The following is a 21,784-nucleotide window of genomic DNA, read 5'->3' on the forward strand; positions in this document are numbered from 1 at the left end:
ATAAATAAATGGAGTGAAAAGAATTGGTAATCAGAAGAGGCGATATATTTTATGCTGATTTACGGCCTGTCGTTGGTTCGGAACAGGGAGGAGTCAGACCGGTACTTATCATACAAAATGAAGCGGGAAATAAACACAGTTCTACTGTGATCTGTGCAGCGATCACCAGCAAGATGAACAAGGCGAAGCTGCCTACACATGTTGAGATTGATTCCAGTCGGTATGATCTGGCAAAGGATTCGGTTGTGCTGTTGGAACAGGTGCGTACGATCGATAAACAGAGATTAAAAGAAAAAGTATGCCATATGGGAGATGACATTCTGAAAAAGGTAGATATTGCATTAAAGATCAGTCTGGATCTGTATTGATCTTTGTGGCATGGTAATTATAGACATAGTATAATCATACAGTTATACAGATTTCCATATGAATACGGATTATGCAGATTCTCATATGAAAAAATTGACGAATGTTGGAATTAATGATATATTTCCATTATATTTGCATTCGTGTGGAACTAAGAGTGAATGCAGAATGAAACGAACAGGAGAGGTGATTTGTAGACAGAGACTGTCTGGTATATGAAATTATTTAATAACAGAAAAGCTGATGAAGAAAAAGTTGAGGAAGAGATTATTTCCATGGTCAATGAGGGTAATGAACAGGGGCTCATTCATGATGACGAAGTAGAGATGATCACAAATATTTTTGAATTCAGTGAGAAAGAAGTCCGGGATGTTATGACGCCGCGTTCCGATGTAGTTGGAATCGACAAACATACTACAATGGATGAAACGATCAAGATCATGCTGGAGAATAATTATTCCAGATATCCGGTGTTTGATGATGATCTGGACAATATAGTCGGAATCCTTTATTTTAAGGATTTCGTAAAAGCGTATTTAAAGGATAAGAACCAGACGATCGAACAGATCATGGTTGAGCCGATATTTGTGCATCCGACAAAGAATATATCGGAATTATTCAAACGGATGCAGAAAGAGAAAATCCATATGGTTATTGTGGTGGATGAGTATGGTCAGACAGAAGGCATCATAGCGATGGAAGATATTCTGGAAGAAATTGTCGGCAATATTTTTGATGAATACGACGATGATGACGATGATATTGCACTTGCGGGTCATGGATATATCGTGGGCGGCAGAGCAGAACTGGATGAATTGTCGGAACATCTGGGAATTGAGTTTCCGGATGAGGATTTTCAGACACTGAACGGGTTTATGCTGTATGAACTGGGAAGGCTCCCTTATGAGAACGAAAAAATAGATATTACATATAAGGGATATAATTTTGAGACCATTGGGATCAAGGATAAGATGATCGATAAGGTGCGGATAACCAAGGTTGAAAATGAAAATCAGGTATGATATTATGAACCAGTTGGGCTTATAAAGCTTCAAAAAAGAAACCGATATCCGAAAATGGATATTCAAAAGATAGAATTACAGAGTTAAGGAGTAAAAAAATGTCAGGACATTCAAAATTTGCAAATATTAAACATAAGAAAGAAAAGAACGATGCTGCAAAGGGTAAGATCTTTACCATTATCGGTAAGGAAATTGCGATCGCTGTAAAAGAAGGTGGTGCAAACCCTGATAACAACAGTAAGCTTCGTGATGTAATCGCAAAGGCAAAGGCAAACAATATGCCAAACGATACGATCAAGCGTGGTATCGACAGAGCAGCAGGTGATGCAAACTCAGTAAATTATGTTGCTAATACATACGAAGGATATGGTCCGAACGGTACAGCGATCATCGTTGATACTCTTACAGATAATAAGAACAGAACGGCTGCAAATGTAAGAAATGCATTTACAAAGGGCGGCGGAAACGTAGGAACGACCGGTTGTGTATCTTATATGTTTGATAATAAAGGACAGATCATTATCGATAAAGAAGAATGTGATATGGATGCAGATGATCTTATGATGATGGCACTGGATGCCGGAGCTGAGGATTTCAGTGAAGAGGAAGACAGCTTTGAGATCATCACAACACCGGATGATTTCTCAGCAGTCAGAGAGGCTCTTGAAAAAGAGGGAATCAAGATGGCAGAAGCAGAGCTTACCATGATCCCACAGAACTATGTAGATCTGACAGATCCTGAGGTTGTAAAGAAGTTTACAAGAATTCTGGATCTCTTAGATGAAGATGATGATGTACAGGCCGTATATCACAATGCAAATCTTCCGGATGAGGAATAATTATATCGTTCATGCCATTTGTGCATGAAAGAATTTCCACAGAATCCACATGCAATTTTATGTAAGGGGGTGTGGGGATTCTACCATATATGTATGCCAGGCAGGCAGCAGGACGGCAGAAAGCCGTTTGGCAGCACGCCTGGCATATGGTATGTTAAAAACAAATGCAGAGAGCATATATACATTTTACAACAAGAGTAGGAGCGTAGAATGAAGGGAATATTAAGATATTTACGGGACTATAAAAAAGAATCGGTTCTGGCACCATTATTTAAAATGCTGGAAGCCTGTTTCGAACTGCTGATCCCGATCGTAATGGCACATATTATTGATACCGGTATTAAGAATCAGGACATGGGATATGTTCTTCGGATGTGTCTCGTTATGATCGCACTTGGTATCATCGGCCTGAGCTGTTCTCTGACAGCACAGTATTTTTCCGCAAAAGCAGCAACCGGATTCGGAACGGCACTTCGAAGTGATCTGTTCCGTCATATCACAAGTCTTTCTTATAATGAGATCGATACGATCGGAACATCGACACTGCTTACTCGAATGACCAGTGATATCAACCAGATCCAGACAGGTGTCAATCTGGTGCTCCGTTTGTTCTTACGTTCTCCGTTTATCGTATTCGGTGCGATGATCATGTCATTTACGATCGATGTCAAATCAGCCATGACCTTTGTGGTTACAATACCGGCATTGTCGATCGTTGTATTCGGAATTATGCTTGTCAGCATTCCATTGTTTAAGAAGGTACAGGCAAGACTGGATAAGGTCATGCTTCTGACCCGAGAGAATCTGGAAGGTGCCCGTGTGATCCGGGCATTTAACAGACAGCAAAAAGAGGTTGATGAATTCGATAAGTCAACCGATGATCTGATGGATATTCAGTTGTATGTCGGAAGAATCTCGGCATTCTTAAATCCTGTCACATATGTGATCATCAATCTTGCAACTGTTGCGATCATCTGGATCGCAGCCGGACAGACCGATATCGGTATCCTGTCACAGGGTAAGGTTGTTGCACTGATCAACTACATGTCACAGATCTTAGTTGAGCTTGTAAAGCTTGCCAATCTGATCATTAACATCACAAAGTCGATCGCATGTGCAAAGAGAATCAATGTTGTGTTTGATACGAAGCCATCGATCACAGAGGTTGAAGAAGATTCTGCTTTATCAGAAGCACAGAAGGCAGCCGGCCAGGATGTTCCTAAGGTGGTATTTGACAACGTAGCCTTACGGTATGGTAAAGCATCGGAAGATTCACTGACCGGTATATCCTTTACGGCAAAAGCAGGAGAAACGATCGGTATTATCGGTGGTACGGGTTCCGGTAAGAGTTCTCTGGTCAACCTGATTCCGAGATTCTATGATGCAACCGGTGGTGTGGTTAAGATCGATGGTGTGGATGTAAAGGACTATGATCTCCGTTCCCTTCGAATGAAGGTAGGTGTGGTTCCTCAGAAGGCAGTTCTGTTCCAGGGAACGATCGCCGAGAATATCCGCTGGGGTAAAAATGACGCAACGGAAGAAGAGATCAATGAGGCACTTACAATCGCACAGGCAAAAGAATTCGTTGATCAGAAACCAGATGGCATGAACTTTAAGATCACACAGGGTGGTAAGAATTTATCCGGTGGGCAGAAGCAGCGTCTTACGATCGCAAGAGCAGTTGTAAGAAAGCCTGAGATCCTGATCATGGATGACAGTGCATCGGCACTTGACTTTGCAACAGATGCAGCCCTTCGTCGTGCGATCAAAGAGCAGACAAAGGGTATGACAGTATTTATTGTTTCCCAGCGTGCATCGACGATCATGGGAGCCGATCAGATCATCGTATTAGATGATGGACAGGTTGCAGGTATCGGAACCCATGAAGAATTGTTACAGTCCTGTGAGGTATATCAGGAGATCTGTCAGTCACAGTTATCGGCAAATGAAGTATCCGGTAAAATGACTTCTGCCGGAAATGCAATGGCATAGGAAGGAGGAAGCGACGATGAGTAAAAAAGAAAAAAGTACGTCTGTCAATAAGAAAACACTTGGCAGAATATTAAAGTATATCAAACGATACAGTTTCTTAGTTGTCCTTTCCCTGATCTGTGCAGCGATATCCGTTGTTCTGACCTTATATGCACCGATCATTACCGGACATATGGTAGATAAGATCGTCGGAAAAGGAGCCGTTGATTTCGGAGCATTAAAGACACTGGCAATCCGTTTTGTGATTGTAGTTGCGGTTACGGCAGTCTGCCAGTGGATCATGAATATATTGAATAATAAAGTTACCTATCATGTTGTAAATGATGTCCGTACATCTGCATATAAGAAGTTAGAACAGCTTCCGTTATCCTATGTGGATTCTCACACCCATGGTGATATCGTAAGTCGTGTGATCGCAGATGTAGACCAGTTTTCAGATGGTCTGCTGATGGGCTTTACACAGTTATTTACCGGGGTTATGACTATCGTTGGAACGCTTTGTTTCATGTTATCGATTAACGCTGTGATCACGGTTGCGGTTGTTGTGATCACTCCGGTTTCTCTGTTTGTTGCGGCATTTATCGCAAAGAAAACCTACCATATGTTCAGAAAGCAGGCAGAGATCAAGGGTGAGATGACATCACTTGTTAATGAGATGGTAGAAAACCAGAAGGTTGTAACAGCCTTTTCCATGGAAGAAAATGTAAATGGCAGCTTTAACGAAGTAAATAAGAGATTGAATAAGGCCGGACTGGATGCGACCTTCTTCTCATCCATTACCAATCCGTGTACCCGTTTTGTAAACAGCTTAGTATATACCGGCGTTGGCATCATCGGTGCGGTCATGGCGATCAAGGGAAGAATATCCGTTGGTCAGCTTACCAGCTTTTTAAGCTATGCAAACCAGTATACAAAGCCATTTAATGAGATCTCAGGCGTCGTAACGGAGCTTCAGAATGCACTTGCATCCGCAGCCAGAGTATTTGAGCTGATCGATGAAGAACCGGAGATCGCGGAGCCTGCGGATGCCTATGTGATCGAGAAAGCAGATGGACAGGTGGATCTGTCTCATGTGGATTTCTCTTATAATAAAGATGTAGAACTGATCAAGAATCTGAATCTGAAGGTTGAACCGGGTAAGCGTGTAGCGATCGTCGGACCGACCGGATGTGGTAAGAGTACCGTTATCAATCTTTTAATGCGTTTCTATGATGTAGATGCCGGAGCCATTTCTGTAGATGACCATGATATCCGTCAGGTAACGAGAGAGAGCCTTCGTGATAACTATGGTATGGTTCTTCAGGAGACCTGGTTAAAGACCGGAACGATCAAGGAGAATATCGCATACGGAAGACCGGATGCGACGGATGAGGAGATTATAGAAGCAGCAAAACAGTCCCACGCACACAGCTTTATCAAGCGTTTGCCGGAGGGGTATGATACCATGATATCAGAGGATGGCGGCGGACTGTCACAGGGACAGAAACAGCTCTTATGTATTACCAGAGTTATGCTTGATCTGCCACCGATGCTGATCCTTGATGAAGCAACATCATCGATCGATACAAGAACCGAGATCCGGATCCAGCGTGCATTTGCGAAGATGATGAAGGGAAGAACGAGCTTTGTCGTAGCGCATCGTTTGTCAACGATCAAAGAATCTGATATTATACTGGTTATGAAGGATGGACATATCATAGAGCAGGGTAATCATGAATCACTTTTAGCACAGAAAGGGTTCTATTACACCCTTTACAATTCACAGTTTGCACATTAGTAGGAACTAAAAATTTGTATTTATATAAAGGAGACAGGAAGATGAAAGTTAGTGAAAGCGGATATACAAAAGACGAATTACTTGACATAGTAGACAAATACCTCGCTGAGCAGTCCAGAAGATGGAATTTTATTGAAGAAAAGGGAGACGGCATGTATGTGTATGATGAGGAAGGAAATGAATATCTTGACTTCTTCGGCGGCATCGCAGTAAACAGTACCGGTAACTGTAACAAGAAAGTTGCGGCAGCAATCGCAGACCAGTGCCAGAATGTGATCCATGCATCCAATTACGCATATACACTTCCTATGATCCTGCTTGCAAAGAAGATTTGTGAGACGATCGGTATGGAGAAGGTTCTGTTTCAGAATTCAGGAACAGAGACAAATGAAGCAATGATCAAGATGGCAAGAAAATACGGAACCGATCATTACGGACCGGAGCATTATCATATCGTTACAGCCATTAACAGCTTCCATGGCAGAACCTATGGAGCGTTATCAGCAACCGGACAGCCGGACAATGCATGTCAGATCGGTTTCAAGCCGATGCTTCCGGGCTTCACATATGCAGAGTTCAATAATCTTGAGGATTTCAAGAACAAATGTACCAAAGACACAGTTGCAATCATGGTAGAGCCTGTTCAGGGCGAGGGTGGTGTATATCCGGCAACGGAGGAATTCTTAAAAGGACTTCGTGCTTACTGTGACGAGACCGGCATCCTGTTGTTATTCGATGAGGTACAGACCGGATGGGGCAGATGCGGAGATACGATGGCATTTATGACCTATGGAGTGAAGCCTGATATGGTATCTATGGCAAAAGCGATCGGCGGCGGTATGCCGATCGGCGCACTTTGTACATCAGCAGAGCTTGCAAGTGCATTTACACCGGGGGCACACGGTTCTACTTATGCAGCCAATCCTGTATGCTGTGCAGCCGCACTTGCAGAGATCGATGAGATCTTAGACAATCATCTTGCAGAGAATGCAAAAGAGACAGGAGCTTATTTTGCAGAACAGCTTTATTCCCTTCCGTATGTGAAGGAAGTACGCGGACGCGGACTTCTGGTTGGCGTTGAATTCACCAAACCAATCGCAAACGAAGTAAAGCATCTGGCTGTTGAGAACAGACTGTTGATCACAGCGGTAAGACCAAATGTGATCCGTATGGCACCGCCACTGATCGTAACAAAGGAACAGTGCGATAAGGCTGTTCAGATCCTGATCAAATGTGTGTCAAAGGCAGCAGAAGAAGCAGATGCATAAGGAGGTAACAGAAGATGGGAAGAACCGCAGAAGAAATGGAAGATGTAACACTTCTCGGCAATAAGAATGTAAAATACAGCATGGACTATGCACCGGAGATGTTACAGACCTTTATTAATAAACATCAGGACAATGATTATTTTGTCAAGTTCAATTGTCCGGAATTTACCAGCTTATGTCCGATCACGGGACAGCCGGATTTTGCAACCGTATATATATCCTATGTTCCGGATGTGAAGATGGTAGAGAGCAAGTCTTTAAAATTATATTTGTTCAGTTTCAGAAATCACGGAGATTTCCATGAGGACTGCATGAACATTATCATGAAGGATCTGATCAAATTGATGGATCCGAAATATATTGAAGTCTGGGGCAAATTCACTCCGAGAGGCGGTATCTCGATCGATCCATATTGTAATTACGGAAGACCGGGAACAAAATGGGAAGAAGTTGCATGGAACAGAATGTCAAATCATGACCTGTATCCGGAAAAGATAGATAACAGATAGGCGGAATGTCAGATGAATTACAGGGAAACAGTTGAGTATATCCTAAGCATTCCACTGTTCGCACAGAAGATTGGCACAGAGAATCTTGCCAGTCTTCTTGAACGTTTAGGGAATCCGCAGGATAAGAGCAAAGTGATCCATATAGCAGGAACAAACGGTAAGGGATCAACGGCAAAGGCGCTTGCTACGATACTGATGCATGCAGGCTTTCATGTAGGATTGTTTACATCACCGCATCTTGTCTCGATCAATGAGCGGATCCGATATGATGATGAAATGATATCGGATGAAGATTTTACATGGGCGTTTGAGCAGGTGCGGAAGAAGTTCATCGTTCATCCATCTTTCTTTGAAGTGATGTTTGCGATGGCGGCTGTTTATTATGAGAAGAAGCAGCCGGATTATGTGATTTATGAGACCGGAATGGGTGGCAGGCTGGATGCAACTAATGTCGTAAGACCGGAGCTTTGCATCATCACATCGGTAGGACTTGATCATATGGAATATCTTGGAGATACGATCGCTAAGATCGCAGGAGAGAAAGCAGGGATCATCAAACCGTCAGTTCCGGTCGTATATTTCAAGCGGGATGCGGTTTCGTCTGGAATCATAGAGACTCATGCAAAAGAATTGGATTCTGCCGTAACAGTGGTCGAAAAATCAAACTATATAATAAATGAAATAGATGATAAAACCATTGATTTTTCATTTCATAATCGGTATTATAATTATGACCATTTGAGGATACCGAAAACGTCTCTTTATCAGGTCGAAAATACCTGCCTTGCAGTTGCTTCTTTTGATATCCTGATGCAGATCAGGGATATAGAATATGGGAAAAATGCAGGTGCTGATGTCAGGATAGAGCAGGCAGTCAGAAGCGGATTACTTGATTTTTCATGGGAAGGCAGGATGGAGGAGATCGCACCGGATCTGTTTGTAGATGGTGCACATAATCCGGAAGCAGTCGAATGTTATTGCAGAACACTTCGGACGCTTTATACGAAGAAAAAGAAGATCCTGGTCTTTGCAGCAGTAAAGGACAAGGACTATGATACGATGATACGGGATCTGACAGAAGCACTTTCGTTTGAGAAGATCATAGTTACAAGTGTAGATAATAAACGGAAGGCGCCGGTCTCTCTGATCGCAGACAGGTTCCGGAATTACACAGGACATACGGTGGAGGCATATGAGGATATTGCAGAAGCAATGGATGTCGCCATCCGCTATAAAGAACAGATCACAGATTCAGCAGTCTATTGTGTGGGTTCTCTTTATCTGGTGGGAGAAGTCAAACGCTGGCTTCAGAAGATAAAAGAGAAATCTGCGAATATGGAGGAATAGTATGATAAACTTTGATGAAGAAGTAAAAAAATTCAGACCGACTCTGGAAGTAGACCAGGCAGAAGATGCCATTTATCATAATGATCTGAAGGATATCTCAGATATTATGCAGGAGATGCTTCGTGTAGCAAAGGAAACGGAGAAATAATATGGCAGACGTACTGAATTGTAAGCATTGTGGCGGTAAGATCCTTGTTACCGGATATTGCAGCCAATGTGGGTTAAAGAGTGAATTTGTAAATAAGGCACTGAACACATCCAAATATTATTATAATATTGGTCTGGATAAAGCCAGGGTTCGTGATATGAGTGGTGCAGAAGATGCATTAAAGACAGCCCTTAAATATGACAAGTTGAATATTGATGCCAGAAATCTGCTGGGGCTTGTATATTATGAAACCGGTGAAGTTGTTCTGGCATTAAGCCACTGGGTCATCAGTGTGAATTATTTCAGCGGACGAAATGTTGCAAAACGTTATATCAAAGAGGTGAAGGGCAATCCACACAAGCTTGAAACAACGAACAATGCAGCAAGAAAATACAATCAGGCAGTAAACTATGCCAGACAGGGCAGTAAGGATCTTGCATTTATCCAGCTTCGAAAAGTCTTATCGGATAATCCGAAGTTTGTAAATGGTTATCTGCTGATGGCACTTCTACTGATCGATGATAACAAATATGATAAGGCAAGAAAAGCATTAAAACGTGTCATCAAGATCGACAGAACCAATCCCCTGGCTGTCCGCTATTTCAATGAGATGGGGCATACGGATGAGGAGATCATGAGCTTTCGTGATTATCCGGATGATGATTATGATGCGGATCTGCTGTTTGTGGAAGACCAGCCACGGGCATATGTGGAATCCGATAATGTTGACCGGAATGGAAGACCGACTCCGGTTGGCAGATATAAGGATATTAATTTCTACAAATATTCGCTTGCCTATGTTCTGGCAGGACTGGTATTGGGACTGACTGTCATGTGGTTCCTTGTTATGCCACAGCATAATAAGAATGCAGATGATGAGAGCAGAAATGTTAAGATTGCCTACAGCGAAGAGATTGCCAATAAGAATACCAAGCTTTCCTCTCTGCAGGATGAGGTTGATTCCTTGACAACAAAGAATAAAGATCTTACGAAGCAGGTCGCAGATTATGAGGAAAAAAGCAAGGCAGATATATCAGATACGGATAAGGTTACGATGCAGCTTGCCATGAAGTATTATAATGATACCCAATATGATAAGGCAATGACAGAGATCGACAAGGTGCTGGAGACCAGCCCGGATTATGATGTTGCTCTGTATTATAAAGCTCTGTGCTATCTGGGTACGGAGGATGAGGATAAGGCCAAAGAATCCTTTGATACATTTATCCAGAAATGTCCAAATTCTATTTATTATACAGTTGCAGTAGCATTGTCTGGTGCAGACACAACGAGTGGAAAAACAGATGATGGAGGCAGCACGACAGAAGGCAGTTCGGAAGGAACAACGGAATCCGATATGGATCCGACAAATGAATAAAAAGAAATCAAGATTATACAAAAGACAAATAAGCAATATTGCTTATTTGTCTTTTTTTGTAAAAAAGAGGTGGCGTATGAATAATTATGAGAAAATAGGGGATACTGTGTTAATAGAGCTTCCGGAAGAAGTTGATGATTACCGGGCATCGATACTGGTGAACGAAACGGAAGAGGTATTTCAGGATGGCAGGATCCGGTACGTGATATTCGATTTCCGGCATACAAGCGTGATGGACAGCTCCGGGATCGGTCTGATCACGAGAAGATTCCGGAATGTATATGACAGAGGCGGAAAGGTGTTTGTGATCCATGCAAATGACAGAATGCAGCGGCTTCTTAAAATGTCCGGAATATTTAAGATCGCAGAGCAGACAGAGGATTTTGAGACTGCGTACAAGCAAGTACATATGTCATAAAATGAAAAGGAGAAGAAAAGAATGAACAGAAATGAAATGAAAATAGAGTTTGGAAGTGATCCAAGAAATGAGAGCTTTGCAAGGGTTGTCGTAGCATCCTTTATGACCCGTACGAATCCGACGCTGGAGGAGGTCGCTGATGTTAAGACAGCCGTGTCGGAAGCAGTTACGAATTCGATCATTCATGGTTATGGGCAAAAAGAGGGAACAATCGAGATACGGGCATACATAGAAGAGCGGAAGCTGTACATAGAGATCACCGATTATGGCTGTGGTATCGAGGATGTGGAAAAGGCAATGGAGCCAATGTTTACAACCGGAAAGGATGGACGGTCGGGAATGGGATTTTCCTTTATGGAAGCCTTTATGGATGAGCTTACGGTAGAGTCGGAGCCGGGAAAAGGAACGACAGTAAAGATGGCAAAAAAAATAGGGGCTGGGTGTGCAGTATAAATGGAAAATAATCTGGATCTTCTTTTACAGGCGAAGAAGGGTGATGACAGTGCAAAAGAAAAACTGGTAGAACAGAACCTTGGACTTGTATGGAGCGTAGCCAGAAGATTTACAGGACGTGGATATGATATCGAGGATCTGTTTCAGATCGGCTGCATCGGATTGATCAAAAGTATTGATAAATTTGATTTTGACTATGATGTGAAGTTTTCGACCTATGCAGTTCCGCTGATCCAAGGGGAAATCCGCCGCTTTTTGCGGGATTACGGCGCAATCAAGGTCAGCCGTAGTCTGAAGGAGATGAATAGTAAGGTAGAGCAATACCGGCAGCGGGTGATCAAGGAAAAGGGCTATGAGCCTGAGATTGAAGAGATCGCTGCTGCCCTTTCTTATGATGCAGGGGAGATCGTAATGGCAATGGAGGCTTCGTTGGAGCCGGAGTCTCTGGATGCTCCGGGTGTATATTCAAAAACGGAGGAATATAGCCAGGAGATTGTTGATCATTTGTCGTTGATGCAGATGTTGGAACGGTTGGAGCCGGAGGAACAGCGTTTGATCCAGCTTCGGTATTTTGAAGACAAAACGCAGTCGGAGACCGGAAAACTGCTTGGTATCAGCCAGGTTCAGGTGAGCCGGCAGGAAAAACGGATCCTTGAGAAATTAAAAGAAAGTGTATAAAAAGAACGGATGCGGATATCCTAATCCTGTAAGAATATGGGAAAGCAGGTTTCGTAATATGGCAGAAATGGTATATTTGCAGTTGGCAGAAAGTGTTCTGGCGGAAAAACGAAAGGTATTGATCCGGGATGTATCGAAGGTCGTATCCGACAATCTGGATCTGAAAAATAAAATCGAAAAAATTGAACTGATGAATTTTTCTACCAGTTCAAAGGGACAGCAGGTCATATCCATGTTGGATATCATAGAGGAGATCAGAAAAAACTGCGATGGGGAGCTGTGTATCCAGAATCTTGGACAGCCTGATGTCGTTGTATATTATAAGGCATTCGATCCGTCGGACCGGATAAAGCAGAAGTTCAAATTTATATTTCTATGCCTGATCGCATTCTTTGGTGCTGGATTTTCAATTATATCCTATAACTCGGATGTGAATCTGGTCGGACAGCTTGATCTGCTTCAGAATGTATTTACCGGAGGCAGTGAATCAGGAGCCATGATTGGCGGTGTTGCCTATTCACTGGGCTTGTTCATTGGAATCATTGTATTCTTTAATCATGGAGCCAATAAGAAATTTACCGATGATCCGACCCCGCTTCAGGTGCAGATGCGGCAGTATGAACAGGAGATCAATCAGACAGTGATCACGGATTCTGTAAGAAAGAAGGATGTGCGGGATGCTGATTAGACATATTTGTTATGCACTGGTTGCATTTATCGGAGGGGCAGCTATATCCAGTGGTTATTTTGCATTTATATCCCTGATCGGAGTATTCCCCAAGTTGGCGGAAAAGGTGAAAGGCAATCGGCACTATATGCTGGTGGAATGTCTGCTGGCATATGGTGCTGTGGCAGGAAATATCGTATATATATTTAATATCCGGATCCCGCTTGCAATTCCTGGGCTGGCTTTTGTAACCCTGCTTGGCGGTATCTTTACAGGCTGTCTGGTTGGTGCGCTCGCAGAGGTGCTGAATGTATTTCCGATCATATCCAGACGGTTTTCAATCCGGCGTTATATTCCTTACATCATATACATGGTTGCAGCAGGGAAACTCGTGGGTTCTGTTCTTGGTCTGATATCAACCGGACTGGTCTAGGAATGCGATTTATATGCATAGTTTTCATGCAAATGGAAAATACTGAAGAATAGAACCCGGTAAGACAGGAGGAAAGTATATGCAGTTTGAACCAAAAGAAAAGGAATACAATCAGTATGTTGAAACGATTACTCCGGTATCCAATTCGGCAAGAAACTGCCTGTGGGCGTTTCTCATCGGAGGACTGATCTGCACGATCGGACAGGTGTTATTTAATTTGTTTGAATATGCGGGACTGGATAAGGATGACAGTTCGTCTTATGTATCGATCGTTCTTGTACTCATCAGTGTGGTACTCACAGGTCTGAATGTCTATAAGAAGATCGCAAAATATGGTGGAGCCGGAACTCTGGTACCGATCACGGGCTTTGCTAATGGTGTCTGTGCTCCGATCATAGAGTTTCAGACCGAAGGTGAGGTCTTCGGTAAAGGTGTAAAATGTTTTACGATTGCAGGCCCGGTTATCATGTACGGTATCTTTACATCATGGGTGCTGGGACTGATATACTGGATCTGTAAGCTGGCAGGCTGGGTATGATTCCCGGCCTGTTTTTTCAAAAATGTTACATATGTTTTAAGGTAAAATGATGGTTTTGTGAAATATTAGATTTAAGGGGAATCTGTATTGACAGATAAAAATACCTATGATAACTTTAACAAATGGTTAAGTTAATAATAGTAGGTATCTGTATCCTTTAGCAGGATGCGTATACTCGCATGTGTAGTAAATGGAGATACATCATGAAAAAAGCAAAAAGAAGTGTTACTACAACAGTATGTGTTATTGTTGCATTGTGTGTGTGTTATCTGATATTTTGCGGAATTATTGGTAAGAAAAAGTTTTTTCCAAATACCAGTATAAATGGAATTGATGTCAGTAACATGACGGTGAAGGAAGCTGCAGCGGCTGTAGAAGATCAGTTTGCAACGGAGTACAATAACGCCGGGATCGACGTAACGTTGGAAGGTAAAACATATTGCATTGCGATCGAAGAAGCTCTGGATCTGAATGTGATCGATGCGGTACAACAGGCAAACGATGAAAGCCATGGATTTTTAACAAGAGGTTTTAATTTTATCAGGGCATTATTTGGTGAGGCAGAATATACTGCACGACCATCGCTGAAGGATAAGAAGCCGTTGTATACTGCGATCGAACAGTCCGGGCTGACGAAGCTGGAAGGGGTAGAAGATTCCTCTTACACCGTGAAGGATGACAAGGTTATTGTTACAAAGGGCCGCGGAGGTTATACGGTAGATTCGGATAAGCTGGTAGATGAGATTGCTTCCTGCATCAGCAAGGGAGAATTTGATGCGCAGCTTGAATGTCCGCTTACATACAGTGATGTCGATCTGGATCTGGTATATGATCAGATTTATGTAGCACCGGCGGATGCAACACTGGATCCGGAAAATGATTACAGCGTAACAGATTCTGTGGTAGGAATCAGCTTTGATAAAGATGCTGCCAGGAAGAAGCTGGATGCGGCAGCCGATGGAGAAGAAGTCAGCTTTGATCTGGTTTATACAGAACCGGAGCTGTCGAAGGAGACATTACAGGCCTATCTCTTCCGTGATACGCTGGGATCCTTCAGTACCAATGTAGGTGGAACGGATGCAAGAAAAGGAAATGTTGCAAAGGCGGCAGAGAATTGTAACGGCACGATACTGATGCCGGGGGAAGAGTTTTCATTCAATAATGTGGTAGGACAGAGAACCATCGAGAATGGGTTTCAGGCAGCTCCATCTTATGTCAATGGGGAATCAGTAGATGAGGTCGGCGGAGGTATCTGTCAGGTATCATCCACTCTTTATGATGCCTGTCTGTATGCGAATCTGGAAATTGCAGAACGTCATTGCCATCCGCATCCATCTACTTATGTAGATGCAGGCTTTGATGCAACGGTATCCTGGGGCGGACCGGATTACCGTTTTATAAATAATACGGATTATCCGCTCAAGGTGACCGCCTCCTATAGTGGTGGTGTTGTGTCATGTGCGATTTATGGAACGAAGCTAAAGGACTTCAGAGTGTCACTGTCCAGTGAACTTGTAGCAACTTATGATTATGATACGGAATATGAGGACGACGATACACTGGAGGAAGGTGAAGAGGAAGTTTCCGTTACAGGTATTACAGGAACCAAATATCAGACCTACCGGACGGTATATGACGGAAATGGAGAGGTAATCTCTTCTGAACCGGAATCTGTCAGTGTGTATGATAAACGGGATAAAGTAGTTCTTCGTGGAACCAAAGAGAAGGAAGATACCTCAGAAGAGGATAGCTCAGAGGAGAATTCGACTGAGGAGAAGAAGACGGAGGAAAAAACAACCGAGGAAAAGACAACTGAGGATACGACAGAAAAGAAGGACGACAAGAAAGACGATTCCAAGAAGGATGATAAGAAATCGGATAAAAAGTCAGACAATAAGAAAAAGAATGATACAAAGACAGATGATTAAATAAAGAAACAAAGAAAAGCTCATATGGAAGCCGGTTCGTAAGGATCAGGCAGCCATATGAGCTTTCTTTTGTGTTATTGATAGTATATTATTCCGCTTCACTGTGGTCGTTTGTTTTGACCTCCTGATTGGTATACAGGTTTACATAGTGAGGACGAAGCTTGGAATATATGATTTTCTGTTCACTGTATAAGCTGTAATAACCGGATAACATATAGCTGACACTGCAACCGATCGCGAACAGCAGGATACCGCTTGCACCGAATAATTCGATGCTTAAGACCAGAGATGCCAGCGGACAGTTTACAACGCCGCAGAAGAGACATACAAGCCCCATAGCAGCTCCAAATCCTGGATCCAGTCCAATCCAGCCTCCAAGGGTACATCCGAAGGTTGCACCGATGAAGAACGATGGAACGATCTCTCCGCCACGGAATCCGCAGCCAATCGTGATGCAGGTAAACAGGAGCTTTAGAATGAAGGCTTCCGGTTTTGCTGTTCCATGGATCGCCTGTTCAATAATGTTCATACCGGCACCATTGTAGTCATTGCAGCGGACGGCAAGCGTCAGGAGAACCAGCAGTACACCGCCGACCAGTATACGAAGATATTGGTTTTTCAGATATTTCTTAAATGTTTTTCCGATGACCTGCATGGACATACAGAAAAGGATGCTGAGTACGGCAGCAGCGACCGAGAGAATGATCACCCGGATCCCGGTTGCCAGTGACATTTCAGGAACCTGATTCAGAATGAAATAGGTAGGGGTGATGTGAAATTTTTCTGTGATCGCATAGGAAATGGTTGCTGACAGGATACATGGTACCAGAGCACTATAATACAGAATTCCGATGCTGATAACCTCTACACTGAAAAGTGCGGCCGTAACAGGAGTTCCAAACAGGGCAGCGAATACGGCACTCATACCACACAAGGTCATAATATGTTTATCGTTGTCATCCATTTTGATCAATTTGCCGATCGATGCCCCCAGACTTCCGCCAATCTGCAGGGCGGCACCTTCCCGGCCGGCAGATCCGCCAAACAAATGCGTGATAACGGTTGTTATAAAGATCAGAGGTGCCATACGGAAAGGCACATTGTATTCCGGATTCCGAATCGAACCGATAACAAGGTTGGTTCCCTTGTCATGCTTGATGCCGCCTGCACGGTACAGGAATACGATCAACAGACCGGCTGCCGGGAGCAGGAAGATGATCCAGCTGTGCCCGGAACGGAACTGTGTGACATATTCAACGCTGTAATGAAAGGCTGTTCCGACAGCCCCGCAGGTGATTCCGATAATGGCAGAACAGATCAGCCATTTAATAAATGTTTTTGCGTATCGTTTTGTACGATCGATACAATTTAACCAGTATTCTTTTGTAAATATCATAATTTATACCTATCCAGATCGTTTTTATTCTTTCATAGATTACCCCGAATCAGCGGATTTGTCCAGAACATATTAAATATGAATAAAATAAAGAAAAGAAGCAAATGACTATCAACAGAAGAACATATGGAAATAAGGAGGCAGAAAATGAATAAAATGGTTGGAAAACAAAGTGTCAGTTTTTCAGATCCTCCATGTATTCTGGGAGCGGCTTCTATCTGTGGACCAAAGGAAGCTGAAGGACCTCTGGCGGATTACTTTGATATCCGTTCCGAGGATCCGACATTTGGCAAGGATTCCTGGGAAGAGGGCGAAAGTGAGATGATCCGGCAGGCGGTCGAGTTTGCGATCAAAAAGGCGGATAAAAAGAAAGAGGAGATCCGGTATATATTTGCGGGGGATCTGCTGGGACAATTGATCGCAACCACATTTGGTATTAAGGATCTTGATATACCGGTATTTGGGTTGTATGGAGCCTGCTCCACCTGTGGAGAGGGATTGTCGCTGGCATCCATGACAGTTGCTGCCGGTTATGCGGACTGTGTAGTGGCGGCAACGTCCAGTCATTTTGGAAGTGCAGAGAAGCAGTTCCGTTTTCCACTGGAATATGGAAATCAGAGACCGTTATCTGCGACCTGGACGGTAACCGGAAGTGGAGCGTTTGTTGTTGGTAAGGCAGAGCCGGAAGAAGGAGCCATTCAGATTACCGGGGTTACAACGGGACGGATCGTGGATTATGGGGTAAAGGACTCCTTTAATATGGGAGCCTGTATGGCACCGGCAGCGGCAGATGTGATCTATCAGAACCTGAAGGACTTTGACCGGAAGCCAACGTATTATGACCGTATCATCACCGGGGATCTGGGGAAAATCGGGCAGAAGATACTGTTTGATCTTTTAAAGGACAATGGAATAGATATCAGCAAACAGCATATGGATTGTGGTATCGAGATCTTTGATAATGAGGAACAGGATACACATTCCGGTGGCTCCGGTTGCGGATGCTCGGCTATTACGCTGGCTGGCTATGTATTAAAGCAGTTACGGGACGGAACCTGGAAGAGGGTATTGTTTGTACCGACCGGAGCACTTCTTTCCACAGTAAGCTATAATGAAGGACAGAATATACCGGGCGTGGCACATGCAGTTATAATAGAACGGAGGTAAAGTTATTTATGGATTATATAAAGGCATTTGTGATCGGAGGTGCTGTCTGTGTGCTTGTTCAGATACTGATGGACAAGACGAAGCTGCTTCCGGGACGGATCATGGTGATCCTGGTATGTACCGGTGCTGTTCTTGGAGCAATCGGGATATATGAACCATTTCTTGAATTTGCCGGCTGCGGAGCTTCGGTTCCTCTTTCCGGATTTGGTTATAATCTCTGGAAGGGAATAAAAGAAGCAGTTGATCAGGATGGATTTATCGGGCTGTTCCGGGGAGGATTCAAGATGGCGGCAGTAGGAACATCGGCAGCGCTGATCTTTTCCTATCTGGCATCCCTGATCTTTAAACCCAAGATGGTAAAATAGCATAAAGTATACTTTTTTATATAGATCCCAGGGAATAAAAAAGGAGCCATGAGAATGATCTCTCATGGCTCCCTTTTACATATATCGTTTTTATTCTTCTGTATTTTTATGTTTGTTCTCTTTTGAGGAAGGTTCATCAGAAGATGGTTCATCGGTAGGTTTCTCTGTTGTCGGTTCTTCTGTTGTAGGAACTTCCGTTGTCGGTTCTTCTGTTGTAGGAGTTTCCGTTGTCGGTTCCTCTGTTGTAGGCTTCTCGGTTGTCGGTTCTTCTGTCTTGTCCTTTTTGAACTTAACAGTGATCGTATGATTGCCTTTTACCTTTGAGAACTTATACTGTGAAACCGGTCCGACGGAGCTTCCGTCTACATATACATCCGAGATCACATAACCCTTATCCGGTGTGATATAGAAGGTTGTGCTCTTGCCGGATTTTACGGTTGTACTTGGTGAGATAGAACCACCGGATCCATCTACACCGGAAGTGATCTTGAAGCTGTCCTTCTTGTTGTCCTCTGTAGTCTTATTTGGATCTTCAGAATCAGAAGAGTCTTCGGTTTCTTCTTCCTCCGGATGAAGCGGACATTTCTCTTTCAGGATGTTCTGATCGTATTCAAAGTCTGCATCAATGATCTCAATCTTGCCGTCATCATCTTCAGTATAATAATAGGTTGTTGTTTCCTTACAGGTATTGGTTGCTACCTTATGGGAATCATTACAGATCACAACCTTCTTGTTTCCACCACATCGTTTGGTAGGAACGGTTCCTTCTGCAAAATAGTCTGTTATCGTTGAACAGCCTTCAACAGGGAGAAGACCGGTATCCTTACATACGGTTGCCCGGATGATTCCGCTTGGCATTTCAAAGGTTTTGGAGGTATCCAGACCCTTTGCTTCCACGATCTGATCCATGATCTTACGCCACATGTTCTTATGATAGCTTCCAGCAGCAAAATTAGTATTTACATCAAAACCGATCCAGATCGAAGCGGTGTAATATGGAGTATATCCACAGAACCATGCATCGTAGTTGCTGGAGGTTGTACCTGTTTTACCTGCTGTATAAAGGCCACATGAAAGGTTTGCAGCAGTACCGGTACCGATCGTAACTACATCATGCATGGCACTTGTTAATAACCATGCATTCTGAGGAGAGATGACCGGGGATTCTTCCGGTGTTCTGTTATCGATCAGAAGCTTGCCGTCATGATCATATACCTCGGTGTAGAAGATAGGTTTGATATAATTGCCTTCATTTGCAATTGTTGCATAAGCAGCGGTGATCTCAAGGTTTGTGATACCATCGGTCAGCCCACCAAGTGCGAGGGACTGGTTGATATCCGATTCAATTCCTCCGCTTGAATTTGTACGTTCTTTTACAAGGGTTGTAAATCCAAGCTTTAACAGATATTCGTAAGCAAGCTCCGGAGTAACATCTGTGATCGTCTTAACAGCAATGATATTCATGGAATTCTGAATAGCCTGTCGGATCGTGCTTGGACCACGGTAGCCACTGTACCAGTTTCTGACTTCGCCGCCATTTGTATAGGTGTATGCTTCATCTTTGTATACAGTTGCAAGGCTCATGCCGCAGCCGTCCAGTGCAGGAAGGAAAGATGCTACAACCTTAAAGGTTGATCCAGGCTGTCTGGTTGCTTCCGTAGCACGGTTAAAGGAACGATCCTCTGTCTTTTCTCCACGACCACCAACGATCGCTTTTACCTGACCGGTCTCCTGATCCATCAGAGTGAAGGAGATCTGTGGTTCCACTGTGACCTTATAGCTTTCAAGCTGTTCCTTGTAACCGGTTGTCTCGATCAGGTGTGCTTTGTATTCGTCAGCAGCGGCACGGGCATCTTCTTCACTGGAGAAGATCAGGTCGAAAGAGGATTGTCCCATTTCTTCCTGGAACCAGGTTACCATCATATTCTGGCTGTAGTTGTACTGTTCACCGTTGTCATCTACCAGTGTCAGTGCATAGGATAACTGATAGCTGTCAGCCGGGTAGTTGTCTTCATCATTTAAAACATCATCACAGATATTCTGGATCTGTGTATCCTGACAGGTACGGACATCCAGACCACCGGAGTAGATCAGGCTGTCTGCCTCTGACTTGGAATAGCCCATAGCCATGAAATCATCTTCAAGCTGGCTGATGACCTCATCAATGTAATAAGAGTTGACCTTGGTTGGGGATGATTTCTTGATCGATGATACCTGTTCAATCTCGCTGTATACATCATCAGCGAGTGCAGTATCGTAATCGGACTGGGAGATCATGTTCTGATCCAGCATATTTTCAAGAACCATCAGTCGTCTTTTGGCATTTTCCTCCGGGAAAACGATAGGGTCAAATTTACTTGGGTTCTGAGGGATGGCTGCCAGTACCGCACATTCGGATATGGACAGATCCTTCAGTTCTTTATTGAAATAGTATTTTGCAGCGGTTTCTACGCCGTAACGTCCCTGACCGAGATAGATCGTATTCAGGTAATACTCGGCAATGCTCTTTTTCGGAAGCACCTTTTCGATCTCAACTGCCAGATACTGCTCCTGAACCTTACGTTCGATCTTGTCAAACATGGTTTTTTCATCCAGACCGACATTGAAGATCTGGTTTTTGATCAGCTGCTGGGTCAGTGTGCTGGCACCCTGATCAAAGTCACCGGACTGGAGACCGTGGGCGAAGGCACGCATGATACCCTGGACATCGATACCGTTATGCTCCCAGAAACGTTTATCTTCAATCGCAATGAAGGAATTTACAAGTGTTTCCGGTATATCATCGTAGTAAACATACTCACGGTTGGCATCAAAGCTCGCAAGGACCATAAGCTCTTTGCCGTCCTGATCATACAGGGTTGTCTGATATCCTTTCGGGATCAGATCCTTGGCATTCACCTCTGGTGTGTCGTCCAATATGCCTTTTAACATACCAAAACCGGAACCGATTCCCAGTACGACGATCGCAAGGAATATGACCAGTAGTGTTTTGAACAGCGAAACCGATAGTTTTCGTTTATTTCGGGGTAGTTTGGAAACAAGTGCTTTTTGTTTCTTTTCCACGCCCTTTTTGCTAAAATCCATGGAAAATCCTC

At 43.5% G+C, this 21,784-nt stretch carries 21 protein-coding genes; 19 read left to right on the plus strand and 2 right to left on the minus strand.

The genetic code is table 11. The features are described 5' to 3' along the window. Positions 1 to 23 precede the first annotated feature (23 nt). From OCV60_RS07120 to OCV60_RS07200, 17 genes are all read left to right on the plus strand, one after another. The gene (locus tag OCV60_RS07120) at positions 24 to 368 is read left to right on the plus strand and encodes a type II toxin-antitoxin system PemK/MazF family toxin (RefSeq protein ID WP_008402980.1); all 345 of its coding nucleotides are present in this window, start codon (positions 24 to 26) and stop codon (positions 366 to 368) included. 213 nt (positions 369 to 581) lie between these two features. Beyond that, positions 582 to 1,388: a hemolysin family protein gene (locus OCV60_RS07125; RefSeq protein WP_117785476.1), complete on the plus strand. Its 807-nt coding sequence runs from the start codon at positions 582 to 584 to the stop codon at positions 1,386 to 1,388. A 98-nt stretch (positions 1,389 to 1,486) separates the two neighbouring features. Further along, positions 1,487 to 2,227 carry a YebC/PmpR family DNA-binding transcriptional regulator gene (locus OCV60_RS07130; RefSeq protein WP_008402983.1) on the plus strand — a complete coding sequence of 247 codons (741 nt, stop codon included), beginning with the start codon at positions 1,487 to 1,489 and terminating at the stop codon, positions 2,225 to 2,227. Between the two features lie 210 nt (positions 2,228 to 2,437). Then, positions 2,438 to 4,219 (plus strand): ABC transporter ATP-binding protein, encoded by a 1,782-nt coding sequence (locus OCV60_RS07135; protein ID WP_021944483.1) that lies wholly within the window; start codon positions 2,438 to 2,440, stop codon positions 4,217 to 4,219. 16 nt (positions 4,220 to 4,235) lie between these two features. Beyond that, positions 4,236 to 5,996, plus strand: coding sequence for an ABC transporter ATP-binding protein (locus OCV60_RS07140; protein ID WP_118484329.1), 1,761 nt, complete (start codon positions 4,236 to 4,238; stop codon positions 5,994 to 5,996). A gap of 41 nt (positions 5,997 to 6,037) precedes the next feature. Further along, entirely contained in the window at positions 6,038 to 7,264 is a 1,227-nt protein-coding gene (locus OCV60_RS07145) for an aspartate aminotransferase family protein (protein ID WP_117807349.1), read from the plus strand. 14 nt (positions 7,265 to 7,278) lie between these two features. Next, the gene (gene queF, locus OCV60_RS07150) at positions 7,279 to 7,773 is read left to right on the plus strand and encodes a preQ(1) synthase (protein ID WP_008402990.1); all 495 of its coding nucleotides are present in this window, start codon (positions 7,279 to 7,281) and stop codon (positions 7,771 to 7,773) included. A gap of 12 nt (positions 7,774 to 7,785) precedes the next feature. Beyond that, positions 7,786 to 9,120, plus strand: coding sequence for a bifunctional folylpolyglutamate synthase/dihydrofolate synthase (locus OCV60_RS07155; protein ID WP_173788546.1), 1,335 nt, complete (start codon positions 7,786 to 7,788; stop codon positions 9,118 to 9,120). 1 nt (position 9,121) lies between these two features. Next, on the plus strand, positions 9,122 to 9,268 hold the full coding sequence (locus OCV60_RS07160) for a hypothetical protein (RefSeq protein WP_021944479.1): 147 nt from the start codon (positions 9,122 to 9,124) through the stop codon (positions 9,266 to 9,268). 1 nt (position 9,269) lies between these two features. Beyond that, positions 9,270 to 10,646 carry a tetratricopeptide repeat protein gene (locus OCV60_RS07165; protein WP_173788547.1) on the plus strand — a complete coding sequence of 459 codons (1,377 nt, stop codon included), beginning with the start codon at positions 9,270 to 9,272 and terminating at the stop codon, positions 10,644 to 10,646. Positions 10,647 to 10,722: 76 nt separating this feature from the next. Then, positions 10,723 to 11,064 (plus strand): STAS domain-containing protein, encoded by a 342-nt coding sequence (locus OCV60_RS07170; protein ID WP_021944477.1) that lies wholly within the window; start codon positions 10,723 to 10,725, stop codon positions 11,062 to 11,064. A 21-nt stretch (positions 11,065 to 11,085) separates the two neighbouring features. Then, positions 11,086 to 11,517: an anti-sigma F factor gene (spoIIAB, locus tag OCV60_RS07175; RefSeq protein WP_021944476.1), complete on the plus strand. Its 432-nt coding sequence runs from the start codon at positions 11,086 to 11,088 to the stop codon at positions 11,515 to 11,517. Further along, positions 11,518 to 12,195 (plus strand): sigma-70 family RNA polymerase sigma factor, encoded by a 678-nt coding sequence (locus OCV60_RS07180; RefSeq protein ID WP_021944475.1) that lies wholly within the window; start codon positions 11,518 to 11,520, stop codon positions 12,193 to 12,195. A gap of 58 nt (positions 12,196 to 12,253) precedes the next feature. Continuing rightward, positions 12,254 to 12,883, plus strand: coding sequence for a stage V sporulation protein AA (locus OCV60_RS07185; protein WP_262529894.1), 630 nt, complete (start codon positions 12,254 to 12,256; stop codon positions 12,881 to 12,883). Beyond that, positions 12,873 to 13,295 (plus strand): stage V sporulation protein AB, encoded by a 423-nt coding sequence (locus OCV60_RS07190; RefSeq protein ID WP_117785469.1) that lies wholly within the window; start codon positions 12,873 to 12,875, stop codon positions 13,293 to 13,295. The genes OCV60_RS07185 and OCV60_RS07190 overlap by 11 nt, the downstream gene beginning before the upstream one ends. Before the next feature lie 79 nt (positions 13,296 to 13,374). Then, complete coding sequence (gene spoVAC, locus OCV60_RS07195; protein ID WP_021944472.1) at positions 13,375 to 13,833, plus strand: stage V sporulation protein AC; 459 nt, start codon at positions 13,375 to 13,377, stop codon at positions 13,831 to 13,833. Positions 13,834 to 14,036: 203 nt separating this feature from the next. Beyond that, positions 14,037 to 15,761 (plus strand): VanW family protein, encoded by a 1,725-nt coding sequence (locus tag OCV60_RS07200; protein WP_262529895.1) that lies wholly within the window; start codon positions 14,037 to 14,039, stop codon positions 15,759 to 15,761. A gap of 88 nt (positions 15,762 to 15,849) precedes the next feature. Here the strand turns inward: OCV60_RS07200 and OCV60_RS07205 are convergent, their stop codons facing one another. After that, positions 15,850 to 17,157 (minus strand): chloride channel protein, encoded by a 1,308-nt coding sequence (locus OCV60_RS07205; protein ID WP_173788551.1) that lies wholly within the window; start codon positions 17,155 to 17,157, stop codon positions 15,850 to 15,852. A gap of 147 nt (positions 17,158 to 17,304) precedes the next feature. Between OCV60_RS07205 and spoVAD the strand changes: the two genes are divergently transcribed. Beyond that, a complete protein-coding gene (gene spoVAD, locus OCV60_RS07210) occupies positions 17,305 to 18,324 on the plus strand; it encodes a stage V sporulation protein AD (RefSeq protein ID WP_173788552.1) in 1,020 nt (339 codons plus the stop codon). Positions 18,325 to 18,332: 8 nt separating this feature from the next. Beyond that, complete coding sequence (gene spoVAE / locus OCV60_RS07215; protein ID WP_021943478.1) at positions 18,333 to 18,689, plus strand: stage V sporulation protein AE; 357 nt, start codon at positions 18,333 to 18,335, stop codon at positions 18,687 to 18,689. A gap of 90 nt (positions 18,690 to 18,779) precedes the next feature. Here the strand turns inward: spoVAE and OCV60_RS07220 are convergent, their stop codons facing one another. Next, positions 18,780 to 21,773, minus strand: a complete 2,994-nt coding sequence (locus OCV60_RS07220; protein ID WP_262529896.1) for a transglycosylase domain-containing protein — start codon at positions 21,771 to 21,773, stop codon at positions 18,780 to 18,782. Positions 21,774 to 21,784: the final 11 nt, after the last annotated feature.

The organism is Coprococcus ammoniilyticus (genome assembly GCF_025567345.1).
Taxonomy (GTDB): domain Bacteria; phylum Bacillota; class Clostridia; order Lachnospirales; family Lachnospiraceae; genus Coprococcus; species Coprococcus ammoniilyticus.